The 24,920-nt window shown below is 50.9% G+C and carries 25 protein-coding genes, 1 tRNA gene and 3 pseudogenes; 21 read left to right on the top strand and 8 right to left on the bottom strand.

Translation table 11 applies throughout. The annotated features are described in order from the left end of the window. Nucleotides 1-146: 146 nt before the first annotated feature. Both LCD46_19550 and ltrA read right to left on the bottom strand, forming a co-directional pair. Nucleotides 147-623, bottom strand: a pseudogene (locus LCD46_19550) (IS3 family transposase). A gap of 80 nt (nucleotides 624-703) precedes the next feature. Then, nucleotides 704-2,212 (bottom strand): group II intron reverse transcriptase/maturase, encoded by a 1,509-nt coding sequence (gene ltrA, locus LCD46_19545; protein ID UOY73007.1) that lies wholly within the window; start codon nucleotides 2,210-2,212, stop codon nucleotides 704-706. A 526-nt stretch (nucleotides 2,213-2,738) separates the two neighbouring features. On the opposite strand from ltrA, the gene LCD46_19540 reads away from it, so the two are divergent. Both LCD46_19540 and LCD46_19535 read left to right on the top strand, forming a co-directional pair. Next, entirely contained in the window at nucleotides 2,739-4,256 is a 1,518-nt protein-coding gene (locus LCD46_19540) for an IS66-like element ISKpn24 family transposase (GenBank protein ID UOY70206.1), read from the top strand. 103 nt (nucleotides 4,257-4,359) lie between these two features. Continuing rightward, the gene (locus LCD46_19535) at nucleotides 4,360-5,925 is read left to right on the top strand and encodes a methyl-accepting chemotaxis protein (GenBank protein ID UOY70205.1); all 1,566 of its coding nucleotides are present in this window, start codon (nucleotides 4,360-4,362) and stop codon (nucleotides 5,923-5,925) included. Here LCD46_19535 and LCD46_19530 read toward each other — a convergent pair. Further along, a complete protein-coding gene (locus tag LCD46_19530; GenBank protein ID UOY73006.1) occupies nucleotides 5,922-6,599 on the bottom strand; it encodes a PadR family transcriptional regulator in 678 nt (225 codons plus the stop codon). The genes LCD46_19535 and LCD46_19530 overlap by 4 nt on opposite strands. Before the next feature lie 239 nt (nucleotides 6,600-6,838). Here LCD46_19530 and LCD46_19525 point away from each other — a divergent pair, with 239 nt between their 5' ends. Beyond that, nucleotides 6,839-7,621, top strand: a complete 783-nt coding sequence (locus LCD46_19525; protein UOY70204.1) for a siderophore-interacting protein — start codon at nucleotides 6,839-6,841, stop codon at nucleotides 7,619-7,621. Here the strand turns inward: LCD46_19525 and LCD46_19520 are convergent. Together LCD46_19520 and LCD46_19515 are read right to left on the bottom strand one after the other, a co-directional pair. Continuing rightward, nucleotides 7,618-7,963: pseudogene (locus tag LCD46_19520) on the bottom strand (AraC family transcriptional regulator). The gene LCD46_19525 and the pseudogene LCD46_19520 sit on opposite strands and share 4 nt — an antisense overlap. Before the next feature lie 25 nt (nucleotides 7,964-7,988). Continuing rightward, nucleotides 7,989-8,957, bottom strand: a complete 969-nt coding sequence (locus tag LCD46_19515; protein ID UOY70203.1) for an IS5 family transposase — start codon at nucleotides 8,955-8,957, stop codon at nucleotides 7,989-7,991. Nucleotides 8,958-9,087: 130 nt separating this feature from the next. Here LCD46_19515 and LCD46_19510 point away from each other — a divergent pair, with 130 nt between their 5' ends. The 17 genes from LCD46_19510 to LCD46_19430 all read left to right on the top strand — a co-directional run bounded on the left by LCD46_19510 (nucleotide 9,088) and on the right by LCD46_19430 (nucleotide 20,194). Further along, nucleotides 9,088-10,098 (top strand): hypothetical protein, encoded by a 1,011-nt coding sequence (locus LCD46_19510; protein ID UOY70202.1) that lies wholly within the window; start codon nucleotides 9,088-9,090, stop codon nucleotides 10,096-10,098. Between the two features lie 119 nt (nucleotides 10,099-10,217). Beyond that, nucleotides 10,218-10,454, top strand: coding sequence for an AlpA family phage regulatory protein (locus tag LCD46_19505; GenBank protein ID UOY70201.1), 237 nt, complete (start codon nucleotides 10,218-10,220; stop codon nucleotides 10,452-10,454). 134 nt (nucleotides 10,455-10,588) lie between these two features. Next, on the top strand, nucleotides 10,589-12,010 hold the full coding sequence (locus tag LCD46_19500; GenBank protein ID UOY70200.1) for a DUF3987 domain-containing protein: 1,422 nt from the start codon (nucleotides 10,589-10,591) through the stop codon (nucleotides 12,008-12,010). A 124-nt stretch (nucleotides 12,011-12,134) separates the two neighbouring features. Continuing rightward, nucleotides 12,135-12,761 (top strand): inovirus Gp2 family protein, encoded by a 627-nt coding sequence (locus LCD46_19495; GenBank protein ID UOY70199.1) that lies wholly within the window; start codon nucleotides 12,135-12,137, stop codon nucleotides 12,759-12,761. A gap of 240 nt (nucleotides 12,762-13,001) precedes the next feature. Further along, nucleotides 13,002-13,699 (top strand): IS1 family transposase gene (locus tag LCD46_19490; protein UOY70198.1). Its coding sequence is split into 2 segments (ribosomal slippage): nucleotides 13,002-13,251 and nucleotides 13,251-13,699, totalling 699 coding nucleotides; the frame shifts between segments, so codons are not numbered across the junction. Between the two features lie 296 nt (nucleotides 13,700-13,995). Beyond that, nucleotides 13,996-14,859: a GTPase family protein gene (locus LCD46_19485; protein UOY70197.1), complete on the top strand. Its 864-nt coding sequence runs from the start codon at nucleotides 13,996-13,998 to the stop codon at nucleotides 14,857-14,859. 91 nt (nucleotides 14,860-14,950) lie between these two features. Next, nucleotides 14,951-15,772: a DUF945 domain-containing protein gene (locus tag LCD46_19480; GenBank protein ID UOY70196.1), complete on the top strand. Its 822-nt coding sequence runs from the start codon at nucleotides 14,951-14,953 to the stop codon at nucleotides 15,770-15,772. 216 nt (nucleotides 15,773-15,988) lie between these two features. Further along, entirely contained in the window at nucleotides 15,989-16,690 is a 702-nt protein-coding gene (locus tag LCD46_19475) for a WYL domain-containing protein (protein UOY70195.1), read from the top strand. Between the two features lie 36 nt (nucleotides 16,691-16,726). Then, nucleotides 16,727-16,963, top strand: a complete 237-nt coding sequence (locus tag LCD46_19470) for a hypothetical protein (GenBank protein UOY70194.1) — start codon at nucleotides 16,727-16,729, stop codon at nucleotides 16,961-16,963. Beyond that, complete coding sequence (locus tag LCD46_19465) at nucleotides 16,963-17,406, top strand: hypothetical protein (GenBank protein UOY70193.1); 444 nt, start codon at nucleotides 16,963-16,965, stop codon at nucleotides 17,404-17,406. Before LCD46_19470 ends, LCD46_19465 begins: the two co-directional genes overlap by 1 nt. 23 nt (nucleotides 17,407-17,429) lie before the next feature. Then, a complete protein-coding gene (locus LCD46_19460; protein ID UOY70192.1) occupies nucleotides 17,430-17,897 on the top strand; it encodes a hypothetical protein in 468 nt (155 codons plus the stop codon). A 76-nt stretch (nucleotides 17,898-17,973) separates the two neighbouring features. Then, a complete protein-coding gene (locus LCD46_19455; protein ID UOY70191.1) occupies nucleotides 17,974-18,213 on the top strand; it encodes a DUF905 domain-containing protein in 240 nt (79 codons plus the stop codon). Between the two features lie 101 nt (nucleotides 18,214-18,314). Next, a complete protein-coding gene (locus LCD46_19450; GenBank protein ID UOY70190.1) occupies nucleotides 18,315-18,773 on the top strand; it encodes an antirestriction protein in 459 nt (152 codons plus the stop codon). Between the two features lie 15 nt (nucleotides 18,774-18,788). Continuing rightward, entirely contained in the window at nucleotides 18,789-19,265 is a 477-nt protein-coding gene (locus LCD46_19445; GenBank protein UOY70189.1) for a RadC family protein, read from the top strand. 8 nt (nucleotides 19,266-19,273) lie between these two features. Continuing rightward, complete coding sequence (locus LCD46_19440) at nucleotides 19,274-19,495, top strand: DUF987 domain-containing protein (GenBank protein ID UOY70188.1); 222 nt, start codon at nucleotides 19,274-19,276, stop codon at nucleotides 19,493-19,495. A gap of 19 nt (nucleotides 19,496-19,514) precedes the next feature. After that, a complete protein-coding gene (locus tag LCD46_19435) occupies nucleotides 19,515-19,832 on the top strand; it encodes a type IV toxin-antitoxin system YeeU family antitoxin (protein UOY70187.1) in 318 nt (105 codons plus the stop codon). Nucleotides 19,833-19,852: 20 nt separating this feature from the next. Then, nucleotides 19,853-20,194, top strand: a complete 342-nt coding sequence (locus LCD46_19430; GenBank protein UOY70186.1) for a toxin — start codon at nucleotides 19,853-19,855, stop codon at nucleotides 20,192-20,194. Nucleotides 20,195-20,355: 161 nt separating this feature from the next. Here the strand turns inward: LCD46_19430 and LCD46_19425 are convergent. After that, a tRNA-Ile gene (locus LCD46_19425) sits at nucleotides 20,356-20,431 on the bottom strand. Nucleotides 20,432-20,555: 124 nt separating this feature from the next. On the opposite strand from LCD46_19425, the gene mug reads away from it, so the two are divergent. After that, complete coding sequence (gene mug / locus LCD46_19420) at nucleotides 20,556-21,062, top strand: G/U mismatch-specific DNA glycosylase (GenBank protein UOY70185.1); 507 nt, start codon at nucleotides 20,556-20,558, stop codon at nucleotides 21,060-21,062. Nucleotides 21,063-21,150: 88 nt separating this feature from the next. Here the strand turns inward: mug and rpoD are convergent, their stop codons facing one another. Both rpoD and dnaG read right to left on the bottom strand, forming a co-directional pair. Beyond that, a complete protein-coding gene (rpoD, locus tag LCD46_19415) occupies nucleotides 21,151-22,998 on the bottom strand; it encodes an RNA polymerase sigma factor RpoD (protein UOY70184.1) in 1,848 nt (615 codons plus the stop codon). Between the two features lie 95 nt (nucleotides 22,999-23,093). Further along, a pseudogene (gene dnaG, locus LCD46_19410) lies at nucleotides 23,094-24,898 on the bottom strand (DNA primase). Between the last annotated feature and the right edge of the window lie 22 nt (nucleotides 24,899-24,920).

Below are 24,920 nucleotides of genomic sequence, written 5' to 3'. Positions count from 1 at the left end.
GTGTACTACCGCAGTCAGTGCACAGTCAGCGCTGCTTGTTGCGTTCTGCTGCTAACGAGTAGTTGGCTGTGAAAGTCATCCTTCAGTGGCGCTATTTTTTGAACATATGAGTGCATGAAATCGTCAACTGAATCGCCACGGATAATCTAGACACTTCCGAGCCGTTGATAATACTGGTTTTCATATTCTGTCGGTGACATCTGATCGCCGGAACCATGCCGACGCTTACTGTTATAAAACATTTCGATGTAATCAAAAATATCGCTGCGGGCTTCTTCCCGCGTTCCGTAGATTTTTTTCTTTATCCGTTCGCGTTTCAGCAACTGGAAAAAGCTTTCTGCAACCGCATTATCATGGCAGTTACCGCGACGGCTCATGCTGCCCTCCAGACCGTGTGATTTCAGGAACGACTGCCACTCATGGCTTGTGTACTGACTGCCCTGATCCGAATGAACCAGCACCTGTTTTTGGGGATTACGCCGCCATACAGCCATTAGCAGAGCGTTCAGGACAATGTCCTTTGTCATCCGGGATTGCATGGACCAGCCGATAATTTTGCGTGAGAACAGATCAACCACCACGGCAAGATACAGCCAGCCTTCGTGGGTCCTGAGTAGAGTAAGAGGCAGGGCGTAGTCGGACTATTTCCCTGCCTCTCCTCCCCGAACCGGACGTGCACCTTTCAGCGCATCCGGCTCTCCATTTAAATGCTGGCGAACGCCATTGCCACTTCTGTAAAGCGCGATGTATACGTGTTTCTGGTCTCCGTCCTCAGATAGGGATTACCTTCGGGTAGCCGCCAGCGGAACAGCTTCTTGCCTTGCCCCACCAACCGGTACAGTATTTCGCCGCTGAGCTTGCCGTGATTGGTTTTACCAAATAAAACCCACGTTTTGCTCTGACCCGGTTTCGGTGATTTACACCACCACCTCATCAGGGAAGCGATACCTGTACGGTATTTGCGGGCCAGCCAGTGAGCCAGCTTCCAGAACACGACACGGTCGATATAACTGAAGACTTTGGCCTTAAAATCAACGAACTTATAGAACATGGCCCAGCCTTTCAGTTTTCGGTTGAGTTGTTCAGCCATATCGACTTTGCTTTCACTGTAGTTGCCTGATAACAGTGCTGTCAGCGATGCGGCGAAGTTTCTGGCTTTCTCCTGCGGGATCGTTGAGACCACTCGCATCTCGCCATAACGACTGCGTTTGCGAATGATCCTGTGCCCCAGAAAGATAAAGCCGTCATTAACATGGGTGATTTTAGTCTTATCCATGTTCAGCCTGAGTTTCAGACTGCCTTCGAGCACACCCCGACACTCCTCCCTGATGGCTTCCGCCTGTGCTTTGGTGCCTTTGACGATGAGGACAAAATCATCGGCATAGCGGCAGTACGCCACCGCGGGTTTCCACTGCCAGTTTTCTCTGACCGCCGTACTTCGGCCCCGTTGGATACTGTTATTCCAGTACCACCGATCTTTTCTGGCTTTCCCGCTCAGGTAGCGCTCATGCAGGTATTGATCGAACTCATTCAGCATGATGTTCGATAATAGCGGCGATATAACACCGCCCTGTGGTACACCTTCACTGGCCGCCCGAAAGAGACCGACATCGATATGTCCCGCCTTGATGGTTTTCCACAGCAGAGTCATGAAACGTGCGTCACTGATCCTGCGGCGTACAGCCTTCATCAGCAGTCGATGATGTACGGTGTCGAAGTAACTGGACAGGTCGCCTTCAATCACCCAGCGTCCCCGGGTTTCACCACAGTCTGTGAGCTGTAATTTCACCGTGCGGATCGCGTGGTGGACACTGCGCTCAGGCCGGAAGCCATATGAGAGCGTATGAAAATCACTCTCCCATATCGGCTCCATCGCCATCAGCATGGCCCGCTGAACAATACGATCCCGCAACGCGGGGATACCCAGTGGTCGCAGTTTGCCGTTGCTTTTAGGGATGTAAACCCGTCTGGCGGGCAAGGGCTGGTAGTGGCCTGAGAGTAATTCATCCCTGAGGATTTGCAGCTCAACAGCCAGTCTGGCCTGTAGCATTGTTTTATTCACGCCATCAACGCCGGGGGTATGGGCCCCCTTTGATGAAAGCGTGATCCGCGCCGCTTCAGCCAGCCATTCTGGTTGTGTTATCAGACGCAGCAGCCGTTGAATCCGTAGGGACGGATCGGTGGCTGCCCATGTGGCAAGCTTGCGTTGCATTTCGCTGATTATCAAAGGTCTTCACCTCGTTAGGTCAGTTAATTCACGTCGCAAACACATTCAAACTGCTTCCCTTCGCCATGTAATGGGCTTTCCCCATCGCGGACTACTACGGAAGCTCCGCCAGCCAGCGCGTCATCGGAGCCATGCCCCCTTAACATCCGTCGCTGACCTTCCCCGGTTTACCTGCCTGGACTCAGGCATACTGAGGAGGCTGCCCGTCGCACTCTTTATCCTTGCTTGCCGCAAGTTGGCAGAAGTCAGCAACGCAAGCGTGATAGACGCTGCTGCCCCGGTGTTTCGCATACATGTCAAAACACCTTCGACCGGCAGTGCTTACGTATCACTGCCAGTTCCTCCTGCACGGCCTGTCAGATCACGTAGGCCGTGGTGACGTTTTCAACCCACAGAGGCGGATTAACGGGTTCATGTTCTTCAGCCTTTCAGTACTTAACCTTGAGGATCATCTCGGCTTAGTGATCTCGCCTCAATCCCCGTTGTCAGCGGGTTACATCACCCTGCGGGCATGCCGCAGGTCACTGCCGCTCAGGTTGCCGAACAGGAGGCGCTGAACCGTGCCCTTCTGGAAAAACTGAACGAGCGTGAACGCGAAATAGATCACCTGCAGGCGCAACTGGATAAGCTGCGCCGGATGAACTTCGGCAGCCGCTCCGAAAAAGTCTCCCGCCGTATCGCGCAGATGGAAGCCGACCTTAAGCAGTTGCAGAAAGAAAGCGATACCCTTACCGGCCGGGTGGATGACCCGGCCGTGCAGCGCCCGCTGCGGCAGACCCGTACCCGCAAACCGTTCCCTGAATCACTTCCCCGTGACGAAAAACGGCTGCTGCCGGCAGCGTCATGCTGCCCGGAATGTGGTGGTGCGCTGAGTTACCTGGGTGAAGATGCCGCCGAACAGCTGGAGCTGATGCGCAGCGCCTTCCGGGTTATCCGGACAGTACGTGAAAAGCATGCCTGTACTCAGTGCGATGCCATCGTGCAGGCCCCCGCGCCTTCACGGCCCATCGAGCGGGGTATCGCAGGACCGGGGCTGCTGGCCCGCGTGCTGAGTTCAAAGTATGCAGAGCACACCCCGCTGTACCGCCAGTCTGAAATATACGGCCGCCAGGGTGTGGAGCTGAGCCGCTCACTGCTGTCGGGCTGGGTGGATGCGTGTTGCCGGCTACTGTCACCGCTGGAAGGGGCGCTTCAGGACTATGTGCTGACTGACGGTAAGCTCCATGCTGATGACACGCCTGTCCCGGTGCTGTTGCCAGGTAATAAGAAAACGAAGACCGGGCGGTTATGGACCTACGTTCGTGACGACCGTAACGCCGGGTCAGAGCTGGCGCCGGCAGTGTGGTTCGCTTACAGCCCGGACAGAAAAGGTATCCACCCGCAGAGCCATCTCGCTGGCTTCAGCGGTGTTCTGCAGGCGGATGCGTACGCCGGGTTCAACGAACTGTACCGCAATGGACAGATAACGGAAGCTGCCTGCTGGGCTCATGCCCGCCGCAAGATCCACGATGTGCACGTTCGCACCCCGTCAGCGCTGACGGAGGAAGCCCTGAAACGGATCGGTGAGTTATATGCCATCGAGGCGGAAATAAGGGGGATGCCGGCGAAGCGACGCCTTGCAGAACGTCAGCAAAAAGCTAAACCGCGGCTGAAATCCCTGGAAAGCTGGCTGCGTGAAAAGGTGAAAACGCTGTCGCGACACTCAGAACTGGCGAAAGCGTTAACGTACGTACTGAACCAGTGGCCGGCGCTGGCTTACTATACTGACGACGGCTGGGCCGAGGCAGATAACAACATAGCTGAGAATGCGCTACGGATGGTCAGCCTGGGCCGCAAAAACTACCTGTTCTTCGGTTCGGATCATGGAGGAGAGCGGGGAGCGCTGCTGTACAGCCTGATCGGGACATGCAAACTGAACGGAGTGGAGCCAGAAAGCTACCTCCGTTATGTCCTTGACGTCATTGCTGACTGGCCGATAAACCGGGTCAGCGAACTACTCCCCTGGCGCGTAGCACTGCCAACTGAATAACACATCCCCGTCAATACGGTTCTCGCTGCACGCTTACTAAAGTTATGTGAGTGATGACCGATAAGGATGTCTGTCTGAAGAAAACTGTCTCCAGGGAGAAAATATGTTCTTGCATAACGTAAAGATTCGCTCGAAATTATTTATCGCGTTTGGTTTGTTTGTTGTACTGATGATGGTGAGTTCGGGCCTTTCGCTGTTGAGTCTGGATCGTAGTAACAGTGGGATGCAGAACATCATTACCACTGACTATCCGATTACGGTAAAAGCCAATCTGCTCATTGATAATTTTCAGGAGATTGTCAGTACTCAACAATTGATGTTATTGGATGAGGAAGGTAAATGGACTCAGGCGTCCCAGAAAAAGCTCGATACCATCAGCCAGCAAATTTCTGCTCTGCTGGATGCGCTGAGTGCAGCGCCTCTCAATGATGCATCCAAAAAAATTATTGCGGAAATCCGCGATGTGCGTGAGCAGTATGTGGCTTCCCGATTCCGCATTCTGCAGGCGCTGCAGAATCACGATCGCTCTGGTGCGATGCACGAGATGATGACCCGCACAGTGAATGTGCAGCAGGCTTATAAAGCAAAAGTGCAGGAATTGATCGCCATTGAAAATGCCAAGATGCAGAAGGCGGGCGCTCAGGTGGAATACGATTTCCACACCAATCGCGCACTGTTGATTACTCTGGCGCTGATAAGCATTGCTGCCGGTTGTGTGATGGGTTGGTATATTGTGCGCTCAATTACCCGACCCCTTAACGAAGCCGTACAGTTTGCCGAGGCGATTGCGCAGGGCGATCTCACTCGCAACATCAGTATGGAACGAAAGGATGAGACCGGTGTGCTGCTGCAAGCGCTGATGGCAATGAAAACCCGACTGTTAGAGATTGTCGAGGAAGTGCAAAACGGCTCCGAGAATATCTCTGCTGCGGCGGCACAGATTGTCGCGGGTAATCAGGATTTGGCTGCGCGTACCGAAGAACAGGCAAGCTCGGTAGAACAGACCGCAGCGTCGATGGAACAAATTACTGCGACGGTCAAAACGACGGCAGACCATACCCATGAAGCGACGAAGCTGTCTACCGGAGCGGCGACGGTCGTGAAAAACAACGGTGAGATGATGAATCAGGTGACGCAGAAAATACGCGTGATTAATGAAACCTCTAACCGTATGTCAGAAATTATCAACCTGATAGATTCGATTGCTTTTCAAACCAATATTTTGGCGCTGAATGCGGCTGTCGAAGCAGCGCGCGCTGGTGAGCACGGGCGTGGTTTTGCGGTAGTTGCCGGAGAAGTGCGTCAACTGGCGCAAAAAAGCGCATCGTCTGCCAGCGAGATCCGCAATCTGATTGAAGACTCCACCAGTCATACCCGGGAAGGGCTGGCGTTGGTTGAAAAAGCCAACGCGTTGATCAATGGAATGGTCACTAACGTTGAAGATATGGATGTGATATTACGGGAAATCGCTCAGGCCAGCCGCGAGCAGACGGACGGTATTTCGCAGATTAACAGTGCGATTGGCCTGATCGACACCACCACGCAACAGAACTCCTGTCTGGTAGAAGAGTCCGTTGCGGCAGCGGCGTCATTAAACGAACAGGCATTACACTTAAAAGAGATGATCAAAGTGTTCCGCGTGCGTAAAGAAGACGCGCAGCCTGCTTAATCAAGCTGGGTGATGTCCAGCGATGCGCGATCGATAATACCGATGATCTTCTTGATTTGCGCTTCGCTGGTGTCACCGTGATTGACCCGCAGATCCAGCACGGCTTTAAAATTCTCCAGTGCTCTTTTCATCTGTGGATTCTTGCGTAATTCAAAGCCGACACTGCGTGCTTTAATACGTTCGTGGATATGTTCCAGATGTTCCTGGTTCTCTTCCAGCCATTGCAGGCCTTGCTCCGTGATTGTTATTTGCTTACGTCCACCTTCCTCGTCACGGATAGCAATAAGCGACTGATCCTGCAAGAAATCCAGTGTCGGATAAATCACGCCCGGGCTTGGGGTGTAATTACCCTGAGTCAATGTTTCAATCGCTTTGATTAGCTCATAACCGTGACTGGCATCGCGGGTCAAAATATCCAGAATCACCAGACGTAATTCGCCGTGGCCGAAGAAGCGCTGACGTCGACCGCCACCACCGCCGCGCCCGTGTCGGTGTCCGCAGCCATGCTCATGGTGGTGTTCTTTGTCACAGCCTTCGTGACGACGTTCTTCACCTTTGCAGCAACCTTCGTGGTGTTCTCTGTGGTGATCTTCGTGGCGATGTCCTTCGCTTTTACTGCAGCCTTCGTGCTGGTGTTCTGCATGTTTGCAGCAACCTTCATGATGATCCTGCATCATTCATCTCCTGATGTTATTTAGATATATCTAATTTATATCTAAATTTTTTATGTTTGCAAGTCTACTCGTAAATATTAATCTAGTTGATTGATTTGTATGTTTTTATTTTTACTCATGACGTTTGAGATGGTCCATCCTAACCCTATCAAAAAAGTTCTTGCAATATTCTCAATTAGCAATCATTATCATTTGAGATTTGTTTAGATATATCTAATCTCTGTCACGAAGGCGAAAAAATGACAAATAACACTTCACGCTATCCACAGCGCGTTCGCAATGAGCTGCGCTTCCGTGAACTGACCGTCCTGCGCGTTGAACGTATCAGCGCAGGTTTTCAACGCATTGTATTGGGCGGTGATGCTCTGGATGGTTTTAGCTCACAGGGTTTTGACGACCATACCAAGGTCTTTTTCCCGGAACCGGGCAGTCACTTTGTACCACCCGTAGTGACGGATGAGGGGATTGTCTGGCCAGAGGGTGTGCGTCCGGTATCCCGTGATTACACGCCGTTGTATGACCAGGCACGCCATGAACTGGCGCTGGATTTTTATATCCACGACGGCGGAGTGGCGTGTACGTGGGCGATGAATGCGCGTGAAGGTGACAAATTGACGATTGGCGGACCACGTGGCTCGCTGGTGGTGCCAGAGGATTATGCGTACCAGGTTTATGTGTGTGATGAATCTGGAATGCCTGCGCTACGTCGTCGGCTGGAGGCGATCGGTCGTTTAGCGGTACGTCCAAACGTGACGGCGCTGGTCAGCGTACGCGATACAGCGTATCAGGACTATTTTGCTCATCTCGACGGTTTTACAATTCAGTGGTTTGTCGGCCATGACGAACAGGCAGTGAATGAGCAGCTTTCACAACTGACCGTGCCTGCACAGGATTATTTCATTTGGATAACTGGTGAAGGAAAAGTGGTGAAAAACCTGAGCACCCGCTTTGCTACTGAGGCTTTCGATCAGCAGTTGGTGCGTGCAGCGGCTTACTGGCATCAACGTCGGAACGTTAATTAATAATGTGACGGTGAAACGCCAAACGCCTGGCGGAATGCATAACTAAACGCTGCGGTGCTTGAATACCCCACATCGAGCGCCACGGCGGTTACGCTTTTATTTTTCTTCAGCATGAGTACGGACTCCAGAATTCGCATTTTTTGCTTCCAGACGCTGAAGGGTAATCCGGTTTCTTTTTTGAAATGGCGCGAAAAGGTACGGGCAGACATACCCAAATGTTGTGCCCAATACTCAACTGAATGTTCCAGCGCCGGAGACGCTTGTATTGTTCGGCACACTTTGGTTAATTCGCGATCCTGTGGCCACGGTAAGGCTTTGTTGAATAAATCAGATTTCGGGTAAGTCTCCCCCGTAGCGGGTTGTGTTTTCAGGCAATACGCACGCTTTCAGGCATACCTGCTTTCGTCATTTTGTTCAGCGCTCGTACCAGGGCCATAGCCTCCGCAACCTGACCATCGTAGTCACGCAGCGTCAGTGAACCCCCGAACAGCTGTTTTACCCGGTACATCGCCGTTTCCGCTATCGAGCGACGGTTGTAATCTGTTGTCCATTTCCACCGCGCATTACTCCCGGTCATTCGCTGATTAGCCACTGCACGGTTACGGTCTGCATATTCACCGGGCCAGTAACCCGCACCTTTTCGGGGAGGGATAAGCGCGCTGATTTTCTTACGCCGCAGTTCATCGTGACAGAGCCGGGTGTCGTAAGCGCCGTCTGCCGATGCTGCCCTGATTTTTCTGTGAGTCTGCCGGATAAGACCCGGGAAGGCTTCTGAGTCCGTCACATTGTTCAGCGACAGGTCTGCACAGATGATTTCATGTGTGTTGCTGTCAACTGCCAGATGCAACTTTCGCCATATACGACGGCGTTCTTTGCCGTGTTTTTTGACTTTCCATTCGCCTTCACCAAAGACCTTCAGCCCGGTGGAATCAATCACCAGATGCGCGATTTCACCCCGGGTGAACGTTTTGAAACTGACATTAACCGACTTTGCGCGCTTGCTGACACTGGTGTAATCCGGGCAGCGCAACGGAACATTCATCAGTGTAAAAATGGAATCAATAAAACCCTGTGCAGCCCGCAGGGTCAACCTGAACACGCGTTTAATGACCAGAACGGTGGTGATGGCGAGATCAGAATAGCGCTGAGGTCTTCCCCGTGATGAAGGCGTTGTCGACTCATACCAGTCCTGAATAGCTTCATCATCCAGCCAGAAAGTTATGGAGCCACGGTTGATGAGGGCTTTATTGTAGGTGGGCCAGTTGGTGATTTTGAACTTTTGCTTTGCCACGGAACGGTCTGCGTTGTCGGGAAGATGCGTGATCTGATCCTTCAACTCAGCAAAAGTTCGATTTATTCAACAAAGCCGTATCCGCAATAAGTATCTTAATTTCTGAACAAGGCTACTGATTTTATTGATATAAATTGATAGCATCATTGTGTGGAAAATATCATAAGGAAGTAAAATGAAAGCTGGGTCTTATTTTTATTCTTTAAAATTAGTTTCTGATAAATTGAAGATAGATCCTGAGTTGATCGTTGATGAGTGGCTTCAACATAGGGTTTCATTGTATATGAAATTGAATTCTTTGCCCTGTAGAATTATTCGGTATATTGGTGCCGATTCTTTTTTGTTGAAATACGAGATTTTAAAAATAAAAAATGGAATGGATTATTATCAACATGAGTTAATGCCGGAATTCAAAGTTAGACAATTCCATCCAACCAAGAATACCGACATTGATGCCAGGTTAATAAATAATGACCTTGGAATATCCCGTTTTACATATAGTGGTTATGCGTATGGTTATTGGAGATTGAAACCAACAAAAACAGCCCATTTTTTAAAAGAAAAAATTATATCACCAGGCCTAAATATTGTGTTAAGTGATAATGAAGTCCTTGAGAGTATCACTATTCATGGGCGAGATGATAGTGATTATTTAATTTTGTCCAATGAGGCGTCAGAAATTTTAGTTGAGGTGTATGTTGATAGTAAATCTTTTGATTTTTTGCAGAATTATTATTTATTAAGTGATGAAGTGGAAGTTTCTAAAGACAGCATTGATTATAATTATTGTGATATAAAAAAGTCAGTGGATTCAATTCCGTTTATTGAACACTATAGAGCGGCGCTATATATTTTTATACATGAATGGTGGGGGGCGGGATCATCTGAGGAAGTAGTGATTAATAAATTGGTCACACATCTTGAAATGAGTCATCAACTAAAAGTTAAGCATTCAACTGTTAAACGATGGGCTGAAAAACCGCAAATAAATGCAAAATATAGAAGCATGTCTGATCAGAAAAAAGTTTTGTCCATTTTAATTTCTGAGTACTGTAGTACGAAAAACATTAAAAAAGAACCTATGGCAGTTGCATCTTTGTTGAATGAATTTATTCACTCTGAGAAATATTGTTTTAACTGTGAAGTCACTTTTAGTGAACTAGAGGTAGCCACATGGATAATTTAATCATAATACATAAAAATTTTGTCTTACTAAGTGGCTATTAACTGCTTAGTAAGACAAGAATGACTTTCTTGAGTTGTAAATCTGATACATGCTTCTTTTACCAAAACAATGGAGGCAGTATGAAAACAACATTCAAGTATCCAACATCAAGCGAACGCTTGCAGATCCTGCGCAACTATGGCGAACCCCATGATCGCCTCGTACGTGAAAAAGAACGTCAGTGCATCACATCGATATCTCGTTCAACGGCTTGGAAACTGGAGCAAGTTGGTCAGTTTCCGTTGCGTAAGTCTATTGGGTTGAAGTCCTGTGGTTGGTTGTTAAGCGATCTGCTTTGCTGGATTAACGAACGTTAGGATCCAGAGGTTTTGTGCTTTTATTTTTTTGTTTTTTTCTGAATGCTCCGTGTTCATCCTGCTATTTCTGCAATTAATAGCGGAATGGCAACTTGAGCGAAACTTTTTAACGTTAATTTTATTAGAGGTATTGCATGTTTAACGCTCGTCCTTTTCCTATTGATTCGTTTCCTCAGATTATCAGAAATGCGGTTTATGAAGTGGAACAGCACACGCAGGCTCCTCAGGCTTTGATTGCCGCATCGGTACTGGGAGTTATTTCGCTTGCATGCCAGAACCGTATTGATGTGTGCCGACTGAATAATTTGCGCAGTCCGGTATCACTTTTCTTACTGACGCTGGCGGAATCTGGTGAACGCAAAAGTACTGTGGACAAACTACTGATGAAGCCATTGTATCAACTGGAAGAAGAATGGTTTGAAAAATATAACCATGACTTGGTTGTCTGGAGGAATGAAGAAACGGTTTTTAACATTGAAAAGAAAGCCCTGATGTCAAAACTGAAGTCAGATATTCGCAAGAATAAAGATCACTCGGCAACGAATGAACGTCTGAAAGAGTTTCTGGAGTCGCATCTTAGAGCACCAGTGAGGTTCAAGCAGATATTTAACGACGCTACACCTGCGGCTATTAAGGATTACCTCTGTGGCTACTGGCGTTCTATCGGTATTATGTCTGATGAGGCTGGTACCATTTTTAATGGTTATACGCTGAACGAACTCCCTTTTATCAACAAAATGTGGGATGGTGCAACTTTTTCCATGGATAGGAAAAGCGAACCAGAGAAATTAATCAAAAATGCCAGACTGACGTTAGGTTTGATGGTTCAGCCTGATATATTTAAAGGTTATCTGCAACGTAAAGGTGATGCAGCTAAAGGTATCGGATTCTTCGCACGGTGCTTGATATGTCAGCCTGATTCAAAGCAAGGTTCCAGAATAATCTCCAGCCCAGTTATTTCAAGTGAACATTTGCCGATATTCCATCAGCGACTGATGGAGATAGTTAACGAAAATATTGCTAGAGATAATCAAAATGAACGTCTTTGTCTGCGCTTCTTGGTAGAAGCGGAAAATCGCTGGATAGAATTTTATAACAAGGTGGAGTCAGATATGGGCTTACTTGGCACCTTAACAGACTTTAAAGACTATGCATCTAAGGTCGCAGAAAATACGGCAAGAGTGGCCGCTCTTCTGCATTTTTTTAATGGCAATGATGGAGATATACCTCTTTCTGCAGTCGAAGATGCTGTGAGGATATCGACCTGGTATCTAAATGAGTACATCCACTTATTTTCTAAGCCTCAAGAATTTACTCTGGCAATCTCGGAGGCGGATGAGCTTTATTGGTGGATAAAAAACCATTGTAATCGCCTTGTAGTACCTTACATTACTAAAAATACCATCCTCCAATATGGACCTAATAAATTCAGGAGTCGTAGTAAAGCAAATGAATTGCTGAGTGCTTTGTTCTCTCAAAATAAAATCCTTGTAGGGAAGAGGGGGAAAACTACATTAATAGCTATCGCTGGTTTGAACCCCGCAACTTCATTCTAAGTAAATGTTTTAATTCAGGAGTAAAAATGAACCATGAGCCCACCTCAGTTAAGGGTTTATTATCATGATAGGTAATATATATTAGATTCATCACTTACTTCAATATCATAAAACTGGATGCTATATGACATACGATAGTGAATACGGATCACACGTATCCCTATATCGGGATAGAATCAAACAGGTTATTGATGACTCTCTCAATGAACATCCTAATTCAATGATTCTACGTGTTGATCTGCATGACCCAATTGATACAGAAAATATGGATAACCCATTCTTTCAACCCAGGGTTGACTCTGGTGCTATATCTCGCTTTACTAGTGCGTTAAAAGCAAAGCTTGAACACGATAAGCATATTAAAACTCAACGAAAAGACTGGCCTGAGAGTCGACATTCTACCTTACGTTACGCATGGGTTAGAGAATATACCAAAAATGGAAAGCGGCATTATCATTTAATACTGTGCTTCAATCAGGATGCTTATTATCATGTAGGTGATTACGATTTAAACCGTAACACTCTAAGAACAATGATAACAACAGCTTGGTACAGTGCACTTGGCATCCCGCTTGATGACTCTGGGAAGTTAGTTAATTACCCGTCAAATGGCAAATACCTTCTCAATCGTAAAAGGAACAACTTCGAGCAAACTTACAACGATTTGATGAACAGGGTGGATTACATGACCAAAGTAAGGACTAAAATAGTCGGTGATGGAGACCGTAATTTCGGTTGCAGTCGCGGGTAATTTATTTTTTACAGCAATGGCCTTTCTTATGGATGGAAAGGCCAATATTCTTCAGTTAAAATTATTAGCTGCTTGGGGTGTGCATATCGGACGAAAAGATAGCATCCAGAATTTCAGTCGATTTCAGTAACTTTTCAAGTGCTGTTCTTAGTGGGGAAAATACCTCATGCTCCACTGGAAATTCAGGTAATGCTGCCAACTTACTGATTTAGTGTATGATGGTGATTTTAAGGTGCTTGCGTGGCTTCCATTTCCATCAGATGTCCTTCCTGCTCCGCTACTGAAGGCGTGGTGCGTAACGGCAAAAGCACTGCCGGACATCAGCGCTATCTCTGCTCTCATTGCCGTAAAACATGGCAACTACAGTTCACTTACACCGCCTCTCAGCCCGGTACGCACCAGAAAATCATTGATATGGCCATGAATGGCGTCGGATGTCGCGCCAGTGCACGCATTATGGGCGTTGGCCTCAACACGGTTTTACGTCACTTAAAAAACTCAGGCCGCAGTCGGTAACCTCGCGCATACAACCGGGCAGTGATGTGATTGTCTGCGCTGAAATGGACGAACAGTGGGGCTACGTCGGTGCTAAATCACGTCAGCGCTGGCTGTTTTACGCGTATGACAGGATACGGAGGACGGTTGTGGCGCACGTCTTCGGTGAACGCACTCTGGCCACACTGGAGCGTCTTCTGAGCCTGCTGTCGGCCTTTGAGGTCGTGGTATGGATGACGGATGGCTGGCCGCTGTATGAATCACGCCTGAAGGGAAAGCTGCACGTTATCAGCAAGCGTTACACTCAGCGCATTGAGCGACATAACCTGAATCTGAGACAACATCTGGCAAGGCTGGGACGGAAGTCACTGTCGTTCTCAAAATCGGTGGAGCTGCATGACAAGGTCATCGGGCATTATCTGAACATAAAACACTATCAGTAAGTTGGAGTCATTACCATGTTTCTATAACGTTAGATTAATGCCTAACAACTATAAAACCTTACTGCCCAATGCCCTATCGCCCCTCGGACAATTTGCCCTTATCCACTGATCGGGCTTGAGGATGAGGGGGGCAGAATAACCTAACGACTTAGGGGCCGGGATCACAGGCGGCAGCTGTTTAACGCTTACCTTAATTCAAATTATTTTCAGACATATATCATTCTTCTGAACATACCCGACTAACGGCGGAATCTCACGATTCTGCCGTTTTTGTATTATTTTTCAGAGGAGTAGTAATGAACAATTCTGAAGGTTTGAAGCCGTTTCAGCAGTCGCTTGATGGTCTGCCACAATGGGTATCTGAACGTATATTGCAGCAGATAAATCAGTTAACCCGCTACGAGCCAGTGATCGGCATTATGGGTAAATCCGGAGCCGGGAAATCCAGCCTGTGTAATGTCCTGTTTGCCAGTGAGGTATCGCCAGTCAGCGATGTTGCTGCCTGTACCCGTGAGCCACTGCGCTTTCGGCTGCAGGTTGGTGAGCGGTTTATGACGCTGGTGGACCTGCCCGGTGTGGGTGAAAGTGGCGCTCGCGATACCGAGTATGCTGCGCTGTACCGCGAACAGCTTCCTCGCCTCGACCTGGTGCTGTGGCTCATTAAAGCCGATGACCGCGCACTGGCAGTGGATGAGCACTTTTATCATCAGGTAATTGGGGAGGCATACCGGCATAAAGTACTGTTTGTGATCAGCCAGTCGGATAAGGCCGAACCCACCAGCGGTGAGGGACTATTGTCCACGGCGCAGAAGCAGAATATCAGCCGCAAAATCTGTCTGCTGCATGAGCTGTTCCAGCCCGTACATCCGGTGTGTGCTGTGTCGGTCCGTCTACAATGGGGGCTACGGGTGGTGGCCGAACGAATGATTAAGTGCCTGCCACGTGAGGCCACCAGCCCGGTAGTGTCGCAACTCCAGTCTTCCTTTCGCACGACGGTAGTCCGGGAGCAGGCTCGTAGCGACTTTGGTGAAACCGTCGGTGCTGTACTCGATAGCATCAGTGCCTTTCCCCTGATACCCGCCCCGGTGCGGGCCGTCATTCAGGCCGTGCGCACCACCGTGGTGTCAGTGGCCCGCGCCGTCTGGGATTTCTTCTTCTGAATATTTAACCCATTCCTGTTATTTCCCTGACCCTGTCGCCGATGCGACGGGGATCCCTTTTATTTGTTTTCCCGTTATGAGGAGTCTGCTTATGACCCGTCTGGCTTCGCGCTTTGGCGCAGCAAACCTTATTCGTCGCGACCGCCCGTTAACCCGCGAAGAGCTGTTTCGCGTGGTGCCCAGTGTATTCAGTGAGGACAAACACGCATCCCGTAGTGAGCGTTATACCTATATACCCACCATATCCCTGCTGGACAGCCTGCAGCGCGAAGGCTTCCAGCCGTTCTTTGCCTGTCAGACCCGGGTACGCGACCTGGGTCGACGCGAGCACACAAAACACATGCTACGCCTTCGTCGGGAGGGGCAGATTACCGGTAAACAGGTACCAGAAATTATCCTGCTCAACTCCCATGATGGCACCAGTTCGTACCAGATGTTGCCGGGTTTATTTCGTGCGGTTTGTCAGAACGGGCTCGTCTGCGGTGAGTCATTTGGCGAGGTGCGTGTGCCGCACAAAGGCGATGTAGTGAGTCAGGTGATTGAGGGGGCCTATGAAGTGCTGGGCATTTTTGACCGTGTGGAGGAGAAGCGGGATGCGATGCAGTCGTTGCTGTTGCCACCACCTGCGCAGCAGGCACTGGCAAAAGCCGCGCTGACGTACCGCTTTGGTGAGGACCACCAGCCGGTGACTGAGTCGCAGATCCTCTCCCCGCGCCGCTGGCAGGATGAGAGTAGCGACCTGTGGACCACGTACCAGCGAATTCAGGAGAACCTGATTAAGGGTGGGCTCAGTGGCCGTAATGCCAAAGGAGGACGGTCACATACCCGTGCCGTTCGCGGTATCGACGGGGACGTGAAACTTAACCGGGCACTGTGGGTGATGGCGGAAGCGATGCTCACGCAACTGCAGTGACCGTTTAATGTTGCCGCTTTGTTAATATCGGACACCACCTGTCCGCATCGCACCGTGCTGGCGGTCCTCACTCACTGAGGAATGGCCTGTAACCCCCGCTGCCTCTGGCTTTTGCAGAAATGAAAAATAGTTTCTGTGATGTCCATACCCTGTCCGACCCCCTCTTTAAAGTAATCACATCATTTTCAGTCAGTTAACTTTCACGGAGAACGTCTCATGACACAGGCAGAACGCCGCCATGACCGGCTGGCTGTCAGGCTGTCACTGATAATCAGCCGTCTGGTGGCAGGGGAAACGCTGAGTGTGCGTAAGCTGGCCGCTGAGTTTGGTGTGTCGGTGCGCACGCTGCGGCGTGATTTTCGTGAGCGGCTGATGTATCTGGACCTGGAGTATCAGTCCGGATATTGCCGCTTACGTACTGCGGGCAGTGAGACGCAGATGGTGCCCGACGTGCTTATCTTTGCCCACCGCAGCGGGATGGCCGGTCTTTTCCCTGGCTTTAACCGTCGTCTGGTAAACGCACTGCTGATGTGCGATGAGTCTCCCTGCGTAATCGCACCCGCCAGTCCGGCTCCTTCGCTATCAGGCGCATTGTCTTTCTGGCGACTGATTCAGGCCATTACCGGGCGCAGGCGGGTGACGCTGATTGCCGAGGGGCAGCGCTGTGAGCGGCTGGCACCCTGCCGGTTACTTATCCACCAGCAGGCCTGGTATCTGGTGGCAGAGCACGACGGACATATCGCCGTATTCACCCTGGATGAAATCCATCTGGTTCAACCCCTGCAGGAGTCTTTTCGCCGCAACGACAGTCTGTGCAGTCTGGTTGAAGACCCGGTGTTTATTCAGGCCTTACCCCATTTTCGCTTTATCCAGCAGTCGCTGCTTGCGTTTGTTCCGGCCGACAGCCCACCGGAATAGTGCAGGTCTATCTCAACTCATCCGCAGGGAGAGCCTATGCCATTTATTGCCATTATCGCCATTGTTGTCATCGTCATCATTCTGAACAAAACCGGGGTGTCCGACAGCCTCACGGCCCTGACCCTTGCCACCGTTGCCGCACTGCTGACGGGCGGAGGGGCAGCCGGTGCGGCCAGTGTCGCACTGACACCGTTCGTCGGCGTGCCGGTGGGTATTTTCGTGGGCATTTATGTCTTTGCCAAAGTGGTTCGTCTGATTTCAGGAAAAAAATAATGAAACGTAAAACACTGTCTCTGCTGGTGCTGGTTGCCATCACGCTGTTTCTCAGCGCATGCGATAACAGAAGTGATGACCTGAAGGCCATCAGCAAATTTAAGGATCTCACCCCACCGCGTTTCAGTGATGTGGTCAGCCACCAGGATGATGTCAGCGAAGAATGGTCACAGGTTGACTACTTATCCGGTCCCACCTTGCAGGTTTTACGTACCCACCAGTCGCCCGATGGCTGCGAGGGTGGCAGTTACTACTACCTCGTGGATATGCAGGAAAAAACCGTCCAGCCACTGATGAATGCGCTGTGTATTGCCGATAACATCAAACTGGAATACCAGGAGGTGACGGACCCGTATACCAAAGAAAGATACTTTGAGTACGCCCATGACGGCAAACTGATGGGTCGACTGCTGATACCCTCAAACCCTGAGAACCAGGAATAAAAATAACGATAAAGGAGAGAGAAATGACAATACGTTCACTAAGTCGATTTATGCTGGCGGGTGTACTGCTCGCGAGCTTTAATGCCTCTGCGATCCCGGGGTTCTGGCAGCAGGGTTACGGTCAGGGCAATACGGAATACAGTGTGACCGAAGCCAGCGGGAAGACGTTTACCATCAACTGCACAGGGAACCCGGACCAGAATGGTTTCTATCAGCATTCTGTTTTTCTTACCCTTGCCGATGACAAGACGGTCAGTTCGCACGATGACGACACCACTATCACCGTAGTGATGGATCACCAGCAATATATTATTCCGTCCAGCCTGGGCTGGCGTAACGGCGATAATGCCTGGTTTGACTTCATCAGCAATATCTCTGAGGCCGGGCAGTTCGACGTCTACGTCAATGACCACAAAGCAGGGAGCTTCACGGCAGACCGGAAGAACGCAGAGAAAGTTCTGTCCACTCTCGGAGACTGCAGTAACGACTGATAGCAGTATCTTCCCCAGCAAATCCACCCCGACAGCCAGCAGGCTGCCGGGGTTTTCTTTTATCAGGAGTCCGAAAATGTCCCAATCCGTGTTGCTGCCACCGGGGCCTTTCACCCGGAGACAAGCGCAAGCGGTCACTACCACTTACAGCAATATCACACTCGAAGACGACCAGGGCAGTCACTTCCGCCTGGTGGTTCGAGACACTGAAGGCCGGATGCTCTGGCGGGCATGGAACTTTGAACCGGATGCCGGTGAAGGTCTTAACCGCTATATCCGCACCTCAGGCATCCATACAGGCACCTCCACCCGCTGAGCCCGAAGCATTTACCCGCGACATTTCACCTTCCCGAATACCCTTTATTCCCCATTCGCCAGCCATCGCCGCTGGCGTTTTTGATTAACGGAGAAATATCCATGACAACGCAGACACAGCAAGACCTCGCCCCCGCGAACCAACCTGAATTTGAACTGACCGTCACGCCGGTCCCCGATGAACAGCGTATCGATTTCTGGTCACAGTACTTTGGCGCTATCCCGCAGTGGCTACTCCTGGAGCCGCATATCTTCGCCTGGATGGACCGCTTCTGCGAGGGCTACAGCGGCGGCATCTGGTCGTTCTACACCCTCAGCAATGGCGGCGCGTTTATGGCCCCTGATGCTGACAATGACGATAAATGGCATCTGTTCAACGGCATGAACGGCAATGGTGCGGAAATGAGCGCGGAAGCCGCAGGTATCGCTGTCTGCCTGATTGAATACAGCCATCACGCCTGTCGCACCGAATGCGATGCCATGACAGAGCACTATTACCGCCTGCGGGAGTATGCTCTGCGGCATCCTGAAGCTCACGCCATTTTGCGTATCATCGACTGACCGGAGGCACAACGGATGAAACAGCTTTCCTTTTTACCCGGCGAGATGACGCCACAGGACCGGCGTCTCATTCAGCGGGCGCTCAGGGCTCTGGACCGCCACCTGCATGAGCCCGGGGTGGCCTTCACCTCCTCACATGCTGTCCGTGAATGGCTGCGACTGCATATGGCCGCACTTGAGCGAGAAGAGTTCCGGGTGTTGTACTTGGACAACCAGAACCAGCTTATCGCCCATGAAACGCTCTTTACCGGCACGATTAACCGCACCGAGGTGCATCCCCGGGAAGTGGTCAAACGTGCTCTGCACTTCAACGCGGCTGCGGTGATATTGGCGCATAACCATCCTTCCGGCGAGACAGCTCCCAGCCAGGCTGACAAAGCCCTCACGCAGCGACTGGTGCAGGCACTTCAGCTGGTGGATATCCGCGTTCCTGACCACCTGATTGTCGGCGGCAGGCAAATCTATTCGTTTGCAGAACACGGCCTGTTGTGAGGTATGACATGAAAATTATCAGTAAACGCCGGGCAATGACGATATACCGCCAGCATCCTGAGTCCCGGATCTTTCGCTACTGCAGTGGAAAATATCAGTGGCACGGTAGCGTCTGTCATTACACCGGTAGGGATGTGCCGGATATCACCGGAGTCCTCGCGGTATACGCCGAACGACGCCAGGACCGTAACGGGCCCTATACCTGCCTGATGAGCATCACCCTGAACTGACAATAAAAGGAGAGCCGCCATGACCCACACCATCTGGGGCCTGCAGCGGAATATCACGCCGCGCCTGGGAGCCCGTCTGGTGCAGGAGGGGAACCGGCTGCATTATCTGGCTGACCGGGCCAGTATCACCGGCAAGTTCAGTGACACCGAATGCCGGAAGCTGGATGAAACATTCCCGCACTTTATCCGCCAGATGGAATCGATGCTGACCACTGGTGAAATGAATCCCCGCAATGCCCACTGTGTCACCCTGTTCCACAACGGTTTCACCTGTGAAGCCGACACCCTTGGCAGTTGCGGTTACGTGTACATCGCCATTTATCCCACCCAGCGCTAATAACTTTCACGAGAGCAAACATGAAAACTTTACCTGCAACAACTCAGCGGGCGGTGAAGCCCTGCCTGTCACCCGTGGCTGTCTGGCAAATGCTACTGACACGCCTGCTGGAACAGCACTATGGTCTCACCCTCAACGACACACCGTTCAGTGAGGAACGTGTTATACAGGAACATATCGATGCCGGGATCTCGCTGGCTGATGCCGTGAATTTTCTGGTGGAAAAATACGAACTGGTGCGTATCGACAGGAAGGGATTTAACTGGCAGGAACAATCCCCTTATCTCCGGGCTGTAGACATTCTGCGAGCGCGGCAGGCAACTGGCTTGTTGCGGCAAAGCCGTAAAAATTCGGTACGGTGAATATTACAGGCAGTGCTACTGGCTTTCATCACTATCCGGGGATGCTGGCAGCGAGATGAAGAGGGCAGGGTAGCAATTCCTTACCTGACCCATTACCTGACCCAAATCGCATCCAAAGAAAAAGGAGTCAGACGATTTCTCATCTAACTCCTTGTTTTGTTTGGTGGCCCCTGTTGGGTTTGAACCAACGACCAAGCGATTATGAGTCGCCTGCTCTAACCACTGAGCTAAGGGGCCGTGGCGGTGAATTATAAAGTAACTCCCCTCAGCAATCCAGCCATTCAAACCTGCCTGCTGTTTTTATAAACAACGCATAATCAATCCTTTATACTTCCATAACGATGTATCAGTGGGAGTAAAGATGATCAACGACATTCTGGCCCCTGGGCTGCGGGTGGTGTTCTGCGGAATTAACCCTGGCAAGTCCTCGGCGCACACCGGTTTTCACTTCGCCCATCCGGGGAATCGTTTCTGGAAGGTTATCCATCAGGCGGGGTTTACTGACCGTTTGCTCAAGCCCGAAGAAGAGCAACACCTTCTGGATACGCGCTGCGGTATCACCATGCTGGTCGAGCGTCCTACGGTGCAGGCAACGGAGGTCAACCTGCATGAACTGCGCAGCGGCGGTCGGGAGCTGATCAAGAAAATAGATGATTATCAGCCGGCAGCTCTGGCAATCCTCGGTAAGCAGGCCTACGAGCAGGCGTTCAGCCAGCGTGGAACGAAGTGGGGCAAGCAGAGCATCATGATTGGCGTTACGCAGGTGTGGGTGTTGCCGAACCCGAGCGGGCTCAACAGAGCAACACTGGATAAGCTGGTAGAGGCTTATCGGGAGCTGGATGAGGCGTTGATGGTGCGGGGGCTTTAGGGGCCTCTCCGGCCTGATGCCCTCGCCCTGAGAGGGAATAAACAAAAAAAAAGCTCCCCGAAGGGAGCTTTTTCACTGTCAGGACTGATTAGTCGTCCAGGAAGCTACGCAGTACTTCAGAGCGGCTTGGATGGCGCAGTTTACGCAGCGCCTTCGCTTCGATCTGACGGATACGTTCGCGGGTAACGTCAAACTGTTTACCCACTTCTTCCAGCGTGTGGTCGGTGTTCATGTCGATACCGAAACGCATACGCAGAACTTTTGCTTCACGGGCGGTCAGGCCAGCCAGAACGTCGTGCGTCGCGGCACGCAGGCTCTCGGTGGTGGCAGAGTCCAGCGGCAGCTCGAGGGTGGTATCCTCGATGAAATCACCCAGATGCGAATCTTCATCATCACCGATTGGTGTTTCCATGGAGATTGGCTCTTTGGCGATCTTCAGCACTTTACGGATTTTGTCTTCTGGCATCAGCATGCGCTCAGCCAGCTCTTCCGGCGTCGGTTCGCGACCCATCTCCTGCAGCATCTGGCGAGAAATACGGTTGAGCTTGTTGATGGTCTCAATCATATGCACCGGAATACGGATGGTGCGCGCCTGATCCGCGATAGAGCGGGTGATCGCCTGACGGATCCACCAGGTTGCATAGGTGGAGAACTTGTAGCCACGACGATATTCAAACTTATCTACCGCTTTCATCAGACCGATGTTGCCTTCCTGAATCAGATCCAGGAACTGCAGACCACGGTTGGTGTATTTCTTAGCGATAGAGATAACCAGACGCAAGTTCGCTTCAACCATCTCTTTCTTCGCACGGCGGGCTTTCGCTTCACCGATGGACATACGACGGTTGATGTCTTTAACCTGTTCGATGGTCAGGCCGGTCTCTTCTTCAATCTGTTGCAGCTTCTGCAGGCCACGATGCACATCGTCCTTCACGTCGTGCAGTTTTTCAGACCACGGCTTGTTCATCGCGATAGCGGCGTTGAACCAGGTTTCGCTGGTTTCGTTGCCGGTGAAGAGGGTGATGAAGTTCTTCTTCGGCATTTTGCACTGCTCAACGCACAGCTTCATGATGATGCGTTCCTGGGTACGTACGCGATCCATCATCACGCGCATGCTGTTAACCAGGTAGTCGAACTGTTTTGGCACCAGGCGGAACTGTTTGAACACTTCAGACAGTTTCAGGATCTCTTCCTGAGCGGCGGCATGGCTGCGGCCTTTCGCTTTGATGGTGTCACGCGTCACTTCGTACTGGGTACGCAGCTCGGCAAACTTCTCACGCGCCAGTTCAGGGTCGATGCTGTTGTCATCGTCGCTGCTGTCGTCGTCGCCGTCTTCCTCATCTTCGTCTTCGTCGTCATCCATCTCTTCCTGAGACAGTTCAGAACCGACGTGAGTGGCGGTGGGTGCCATATCTTCTTCGGCGTTAGGGTCGACAAAACCGGTGATCAGGTCAGACAGGCGCGCTTCTTCCGCTTCAACGCGATCGTACTGCTCCAGCAGATAGGTGATCGCTTCCGGGTATTCGGCAACAGAGCACTGAACCTGGTTGATCCCGTCTTCGATGCGTTTTGCGATGTCAATTTCGCCTTCGCGGGTCAACAGTTCAACGGTACCCATTTCGCGCATGTACATGCGGACCGGGTCAGTGGTACGCCCGATTTCAGATTCCACGCTGGACAGTACCTGTGCAGCAGCTTCTTCCGCATCTTCGTCAGTGTTGTTGGAGGTTTCAGCCAGCAACAGATCATCGGCATCCGGTGCTTCTTCCATCACCTGAATGCCCATGTCATTGATCATTTGGATGATGTCTTCGATTTGATCTGAATCGACGATATCTTCCGGCAGATGGTCATTGACCTCGGCATAGGTCAGATAGCCTTGCTCCTTACCGCGTTGGACAAGAAGTTTCAGCTGTGACTGCGGGTTTTGCTCCATAAGACGGTATCCACACTTAATTCGTTTGATTGGTGTCGGCGATGGGGCTGCCAACCTTTAAAGCGAGGGCGTACTTATATTTTTGCCGCTGCCTCTCAGTGCGGCTGCCGGGGGCTTCCCGATCGATATTCGGCACTTAAGCCGTTAAATTCTTTTATTTCTTCGCCAGTTCCTGGTTAATCATCCAGAGTTCCCGGCGTTCTTCGCTGCTTAAGCCGTGTGTGCGCTCGCGAGCAATCAACTCTTCCTGGCGCAGCTCAAGCATCGAATCAAACATATGGTTGAGTGAGTCGGTGAACGTTTTTTCTGCAATATCCTTATCTGCTATATCGTCCCACATCGACAGTTTTTCAAGGGTTACGGCCTCTTTTGTGCCGCGATAATGTTCTAAAAGTTGTCCGGTGGTCAGACCTGGTTGCGACAAACAAATGTTGACCAATTCTGAAAATAAGCCAAGTCCGGGCAATTTTTCGTGGTTCAAACCCGCCAGCGACGGCACTTGCGGAGCAAGTTCGGGGTTTTGCACCAGTAACCCTATCAGTATACGCATGGTTGTGCGTTTTAGCTGAGGCGCGGGGCGAACCGCACCATTTTCAGCCTGTTTTGGCATTAAACGTTCAAGCTGGCTGTCATCCAGAATGCCAAGCTTGTTGCCTAACTCCTGACGCAGATAGATACGCAGCGTTTCGCCCGGCACCTGGCTGATTAACGGCAGTGCCAGCGTACTGAGCTGCGCGCGTCCGTCAGGGGTACTCAAATCCACCTGCGGCATCAGGCTGTTAAACAAAAACGTGGAGAGCGGCTGAGCCTGCTCCATCCGCGCTTCAAACGCCGCTTTGCCCTCTTTACGCACCAGCGTATCCGGGTCTTCACCGTCGGGCAGAAACATAAAGCGCAATTGACGCCCGTCGGTCATGTAAGGAAGTGCCGTTTCCAGCGCGCGCCAGGCGGCATCCCGTCCTGCGCGGTCACCGTCGTAACAGCAGATGACGTTGTTGGTCACCCTGAACAGCAACTGAATATGATCGGCCGTGGTGGACGTCCCTAACGACGCAACGGCGTAGTTAATGTCGTACTGCGCCAGGGCAACGACATCCATATAGCCTTCGACGACCAGAAGACGCGGAGGTTCCGCATTATCTTGCTGCGCCTCATAAAGGCCATACAGCTGACGGCCTTTATGGAAAATATCGGTTTCCGGGGAGTTGAGGTATTTCGGCAGGGCATCACCCAATACGCGACCACCAAAACCTATTACCCGTCCACGCTTGTCGCGAATCGGGAACATCACCCGTTCGCGGAAGCGGTCGTAGCTTCGTCCCTGGTCATTGGTGACCAGCATGCCTGCATCGATGAGGGATTTACGATCTTCGCTATTGCCGCCAAAACGCTTTAACACGTTATCCCAGCCGGGCGGGGCGTAACCAATAGCGAAACGCGCAATGACATCGTCGCTCAGTCCGCGCTTGTTCAGATACTGACGCGCAGGCTCAGCCGCAGAGTGCTTAAGAGACTGTTGGTAAAACGAATTCAGGCCATCCATCAGCTGATACAGCGTTTGCCGTTGATGGCGCTCTATCTGGCTTGGCCCACTGCCTGCTTCATACGGCACTTCAAGGTTATGCATTGCCGCCAGTTCTTCGACGGTTTCAACGAACTCGAGCTTGTCGTAGTTCATTAAAAAATCAACGGCGTTACCGTGAGCACCACAGCCGAAGCAATGGTAAAACTGCTTTTCACCGTTTACGGTGAAGGAGGGGGTTTTTTCGTTATGGAACGGACAGCACGCATGGTAGTTCTTGCCCTGCTTTTTCAGCTTTACCCGCGCGTCGATGAGATCGACGATGTCGGTTCTGGCGAGCAGGTCATTGATGAAAACGCGTGGGATTCTTCCGGCCATATGCCCCAAAAATTTAAGCGAC

It is taken from the genome of Enterobacter ludwigii (assembly GCA_023023105.1).
In the GTDB taxonomy this organism is placed as follows: Bacteria; Pseudomonadota; Gammaproteobacteria; order Enterobacterales; family Enterobacteriaceae; genus Enterobacter; species Enterobacter adelaidei.
Note: the sequence above shows the minus strand (reverse complement) of the source record. Positions and strands in the feature narration are given on the sequence as shown.

Coding starts and splice junctions, on each gene's coding strand:
- ltrA (UOY73007.1), bottom strand. CDS start 2,212: ATGCAACGCAAGCTTGCCACATGGGCAGCCACCGATCCGTCCCTACGG.
- LCD46_19540 (UOY70206.1), top strand. CDS start 2,739: ATGCCGCAGGTCACTGCCGCTCAGGTTGCCGAACAGGAGGCGCTGAAC.
- LCD46_19535 (UOY70205.1), top strand. CDS start 4,360: ATGTTCTTGCATAACGTAAAGATTCGCTCGAAATTATTTATCGCGTTT.
- LCD46_19530 (UOY73006.1), bottom strand. CDS start 6,599: ATGCAGGATCATCATGAAGGTTGCTGCAAACATGCAGAACACCAGCAC.
- LCD46_19525 (UOY70204.1), top strand. CDS start 6,839: ATGACAAATAACACTTCACGCTATCCACAGCGCGTTCGCAATGAGCTG.
- LCD46_19510 (UOY70202.1), top strand. CDS start 9,088: ATGAAAGCTGGGTCTTATTTTTATTCTTTAAAATTAGTTTCTGATAAA.
- LCD46_19505 (UOY70201.1), top strand. CDS start 10,218: ATGAAAACAACATTCAAGTATCCAACATCAAGCGAACGCTTGCAGATC.
- LCD46_19500 (UOY70200.1), top strand. CDS start 10,589: ATGTTTAACGCTCGTCCTTTTCCTATTGATTCGTTTCCTCAGATTATC.
- LCD46_19495 (UOY70199.1), top strand. CDS start 12,135: ATGACATACGATAGTGAATACGGATCACACGTATCCCTATATCGGGAT.
- LCD46_19485 (UOY70197.1), top strand. CDS start 13,996: ATGAACAATTCTGAAGGTTTGAAGCCGTTTCAGCAGTCGCTTGATGGT.
- LCD46_19480 (UOY70196.1), top strand. CDS start 14,951: ATGACCCGTCTGGCTTCGCGCTTTGGCGCAGCAAACCTTATTCGTCGC.
- LCD46_19475 (UOY70195.1), top strand. CDS start 15,989: ATGACACAGGCAGAACGCCGCCATGACCGGCTGGCTGTCAGGCTGTCA.
- LCD46_19470 (UOY70194.1), top strand. CDS start 16,727: ATGCCATTTATTGCCATTATCGCCATTGTTGTCATCGTCATCATTCTG.
- LCD46_19465 (UOY70193.1), top strand. CDS start 16,963: ATGAAACGTAAAACACTGTCTCTGCTGGTGCTGGTTGCCATCACGCTG.
- LCD46_19460 (UOY70192.1), top strand. CDS start 17,430: ATGACAATACGTTCACTAAGTCGATTTATGCTGGCGGGTGTACTGCTC.
- LCD46_19455 (UOY70191.1), top strand. CDS start 17,974: ATGTCCCAATCCGTGTTGCTGCCACCGGGGCCTTTCACCCGGAGACAA.
- LCD46_19450 (UOY70190.1), top strand. CDS start 18,315: ATGACAACGCAGACACAGCAAGACCTCGCCCCCGCGAACCAACCTGAA.
- LCD46_19445 (UOY70189.1), top strand. CDS start 18,789: ATGAAACAGCTTTCCTTTTTACCCGGCGAGATGACGCCACAGGACCGG.
- LCD46_19440 (UOY70188.1), top strand. CDS start 19,274: ATGAAAATTATCAGTAAACGCCGGGCAATGACGATATACCGCCAGCAT.
- LCD46_19435 (UOY70187.1), top strand. CDS start 19,515: ATGACCCACACCATCTGGGGCCTGCAGCGGAATATCACGCCGCGCCTG.
- LCD46_19430 (UOY70186.1), top strand. CDS start 19,853: ATGAAAACTTTACCTGCAACAACTCAGCGGGCGGTGAAGCCCTGCCTG.
- mug (UOY70185.1), top strand. CDS start 20,556: ATGATCAACGACATTCTGGCCCCTGGGCTGCGGGTGGTGTTCTGCGGA.
- rpoD (UOY70184.1), bottom strand. CDS start 22,998: ATGGAGCAAAACCCGCAGTCACAGCTGAAACTTCTTGTCCAACGCGGT.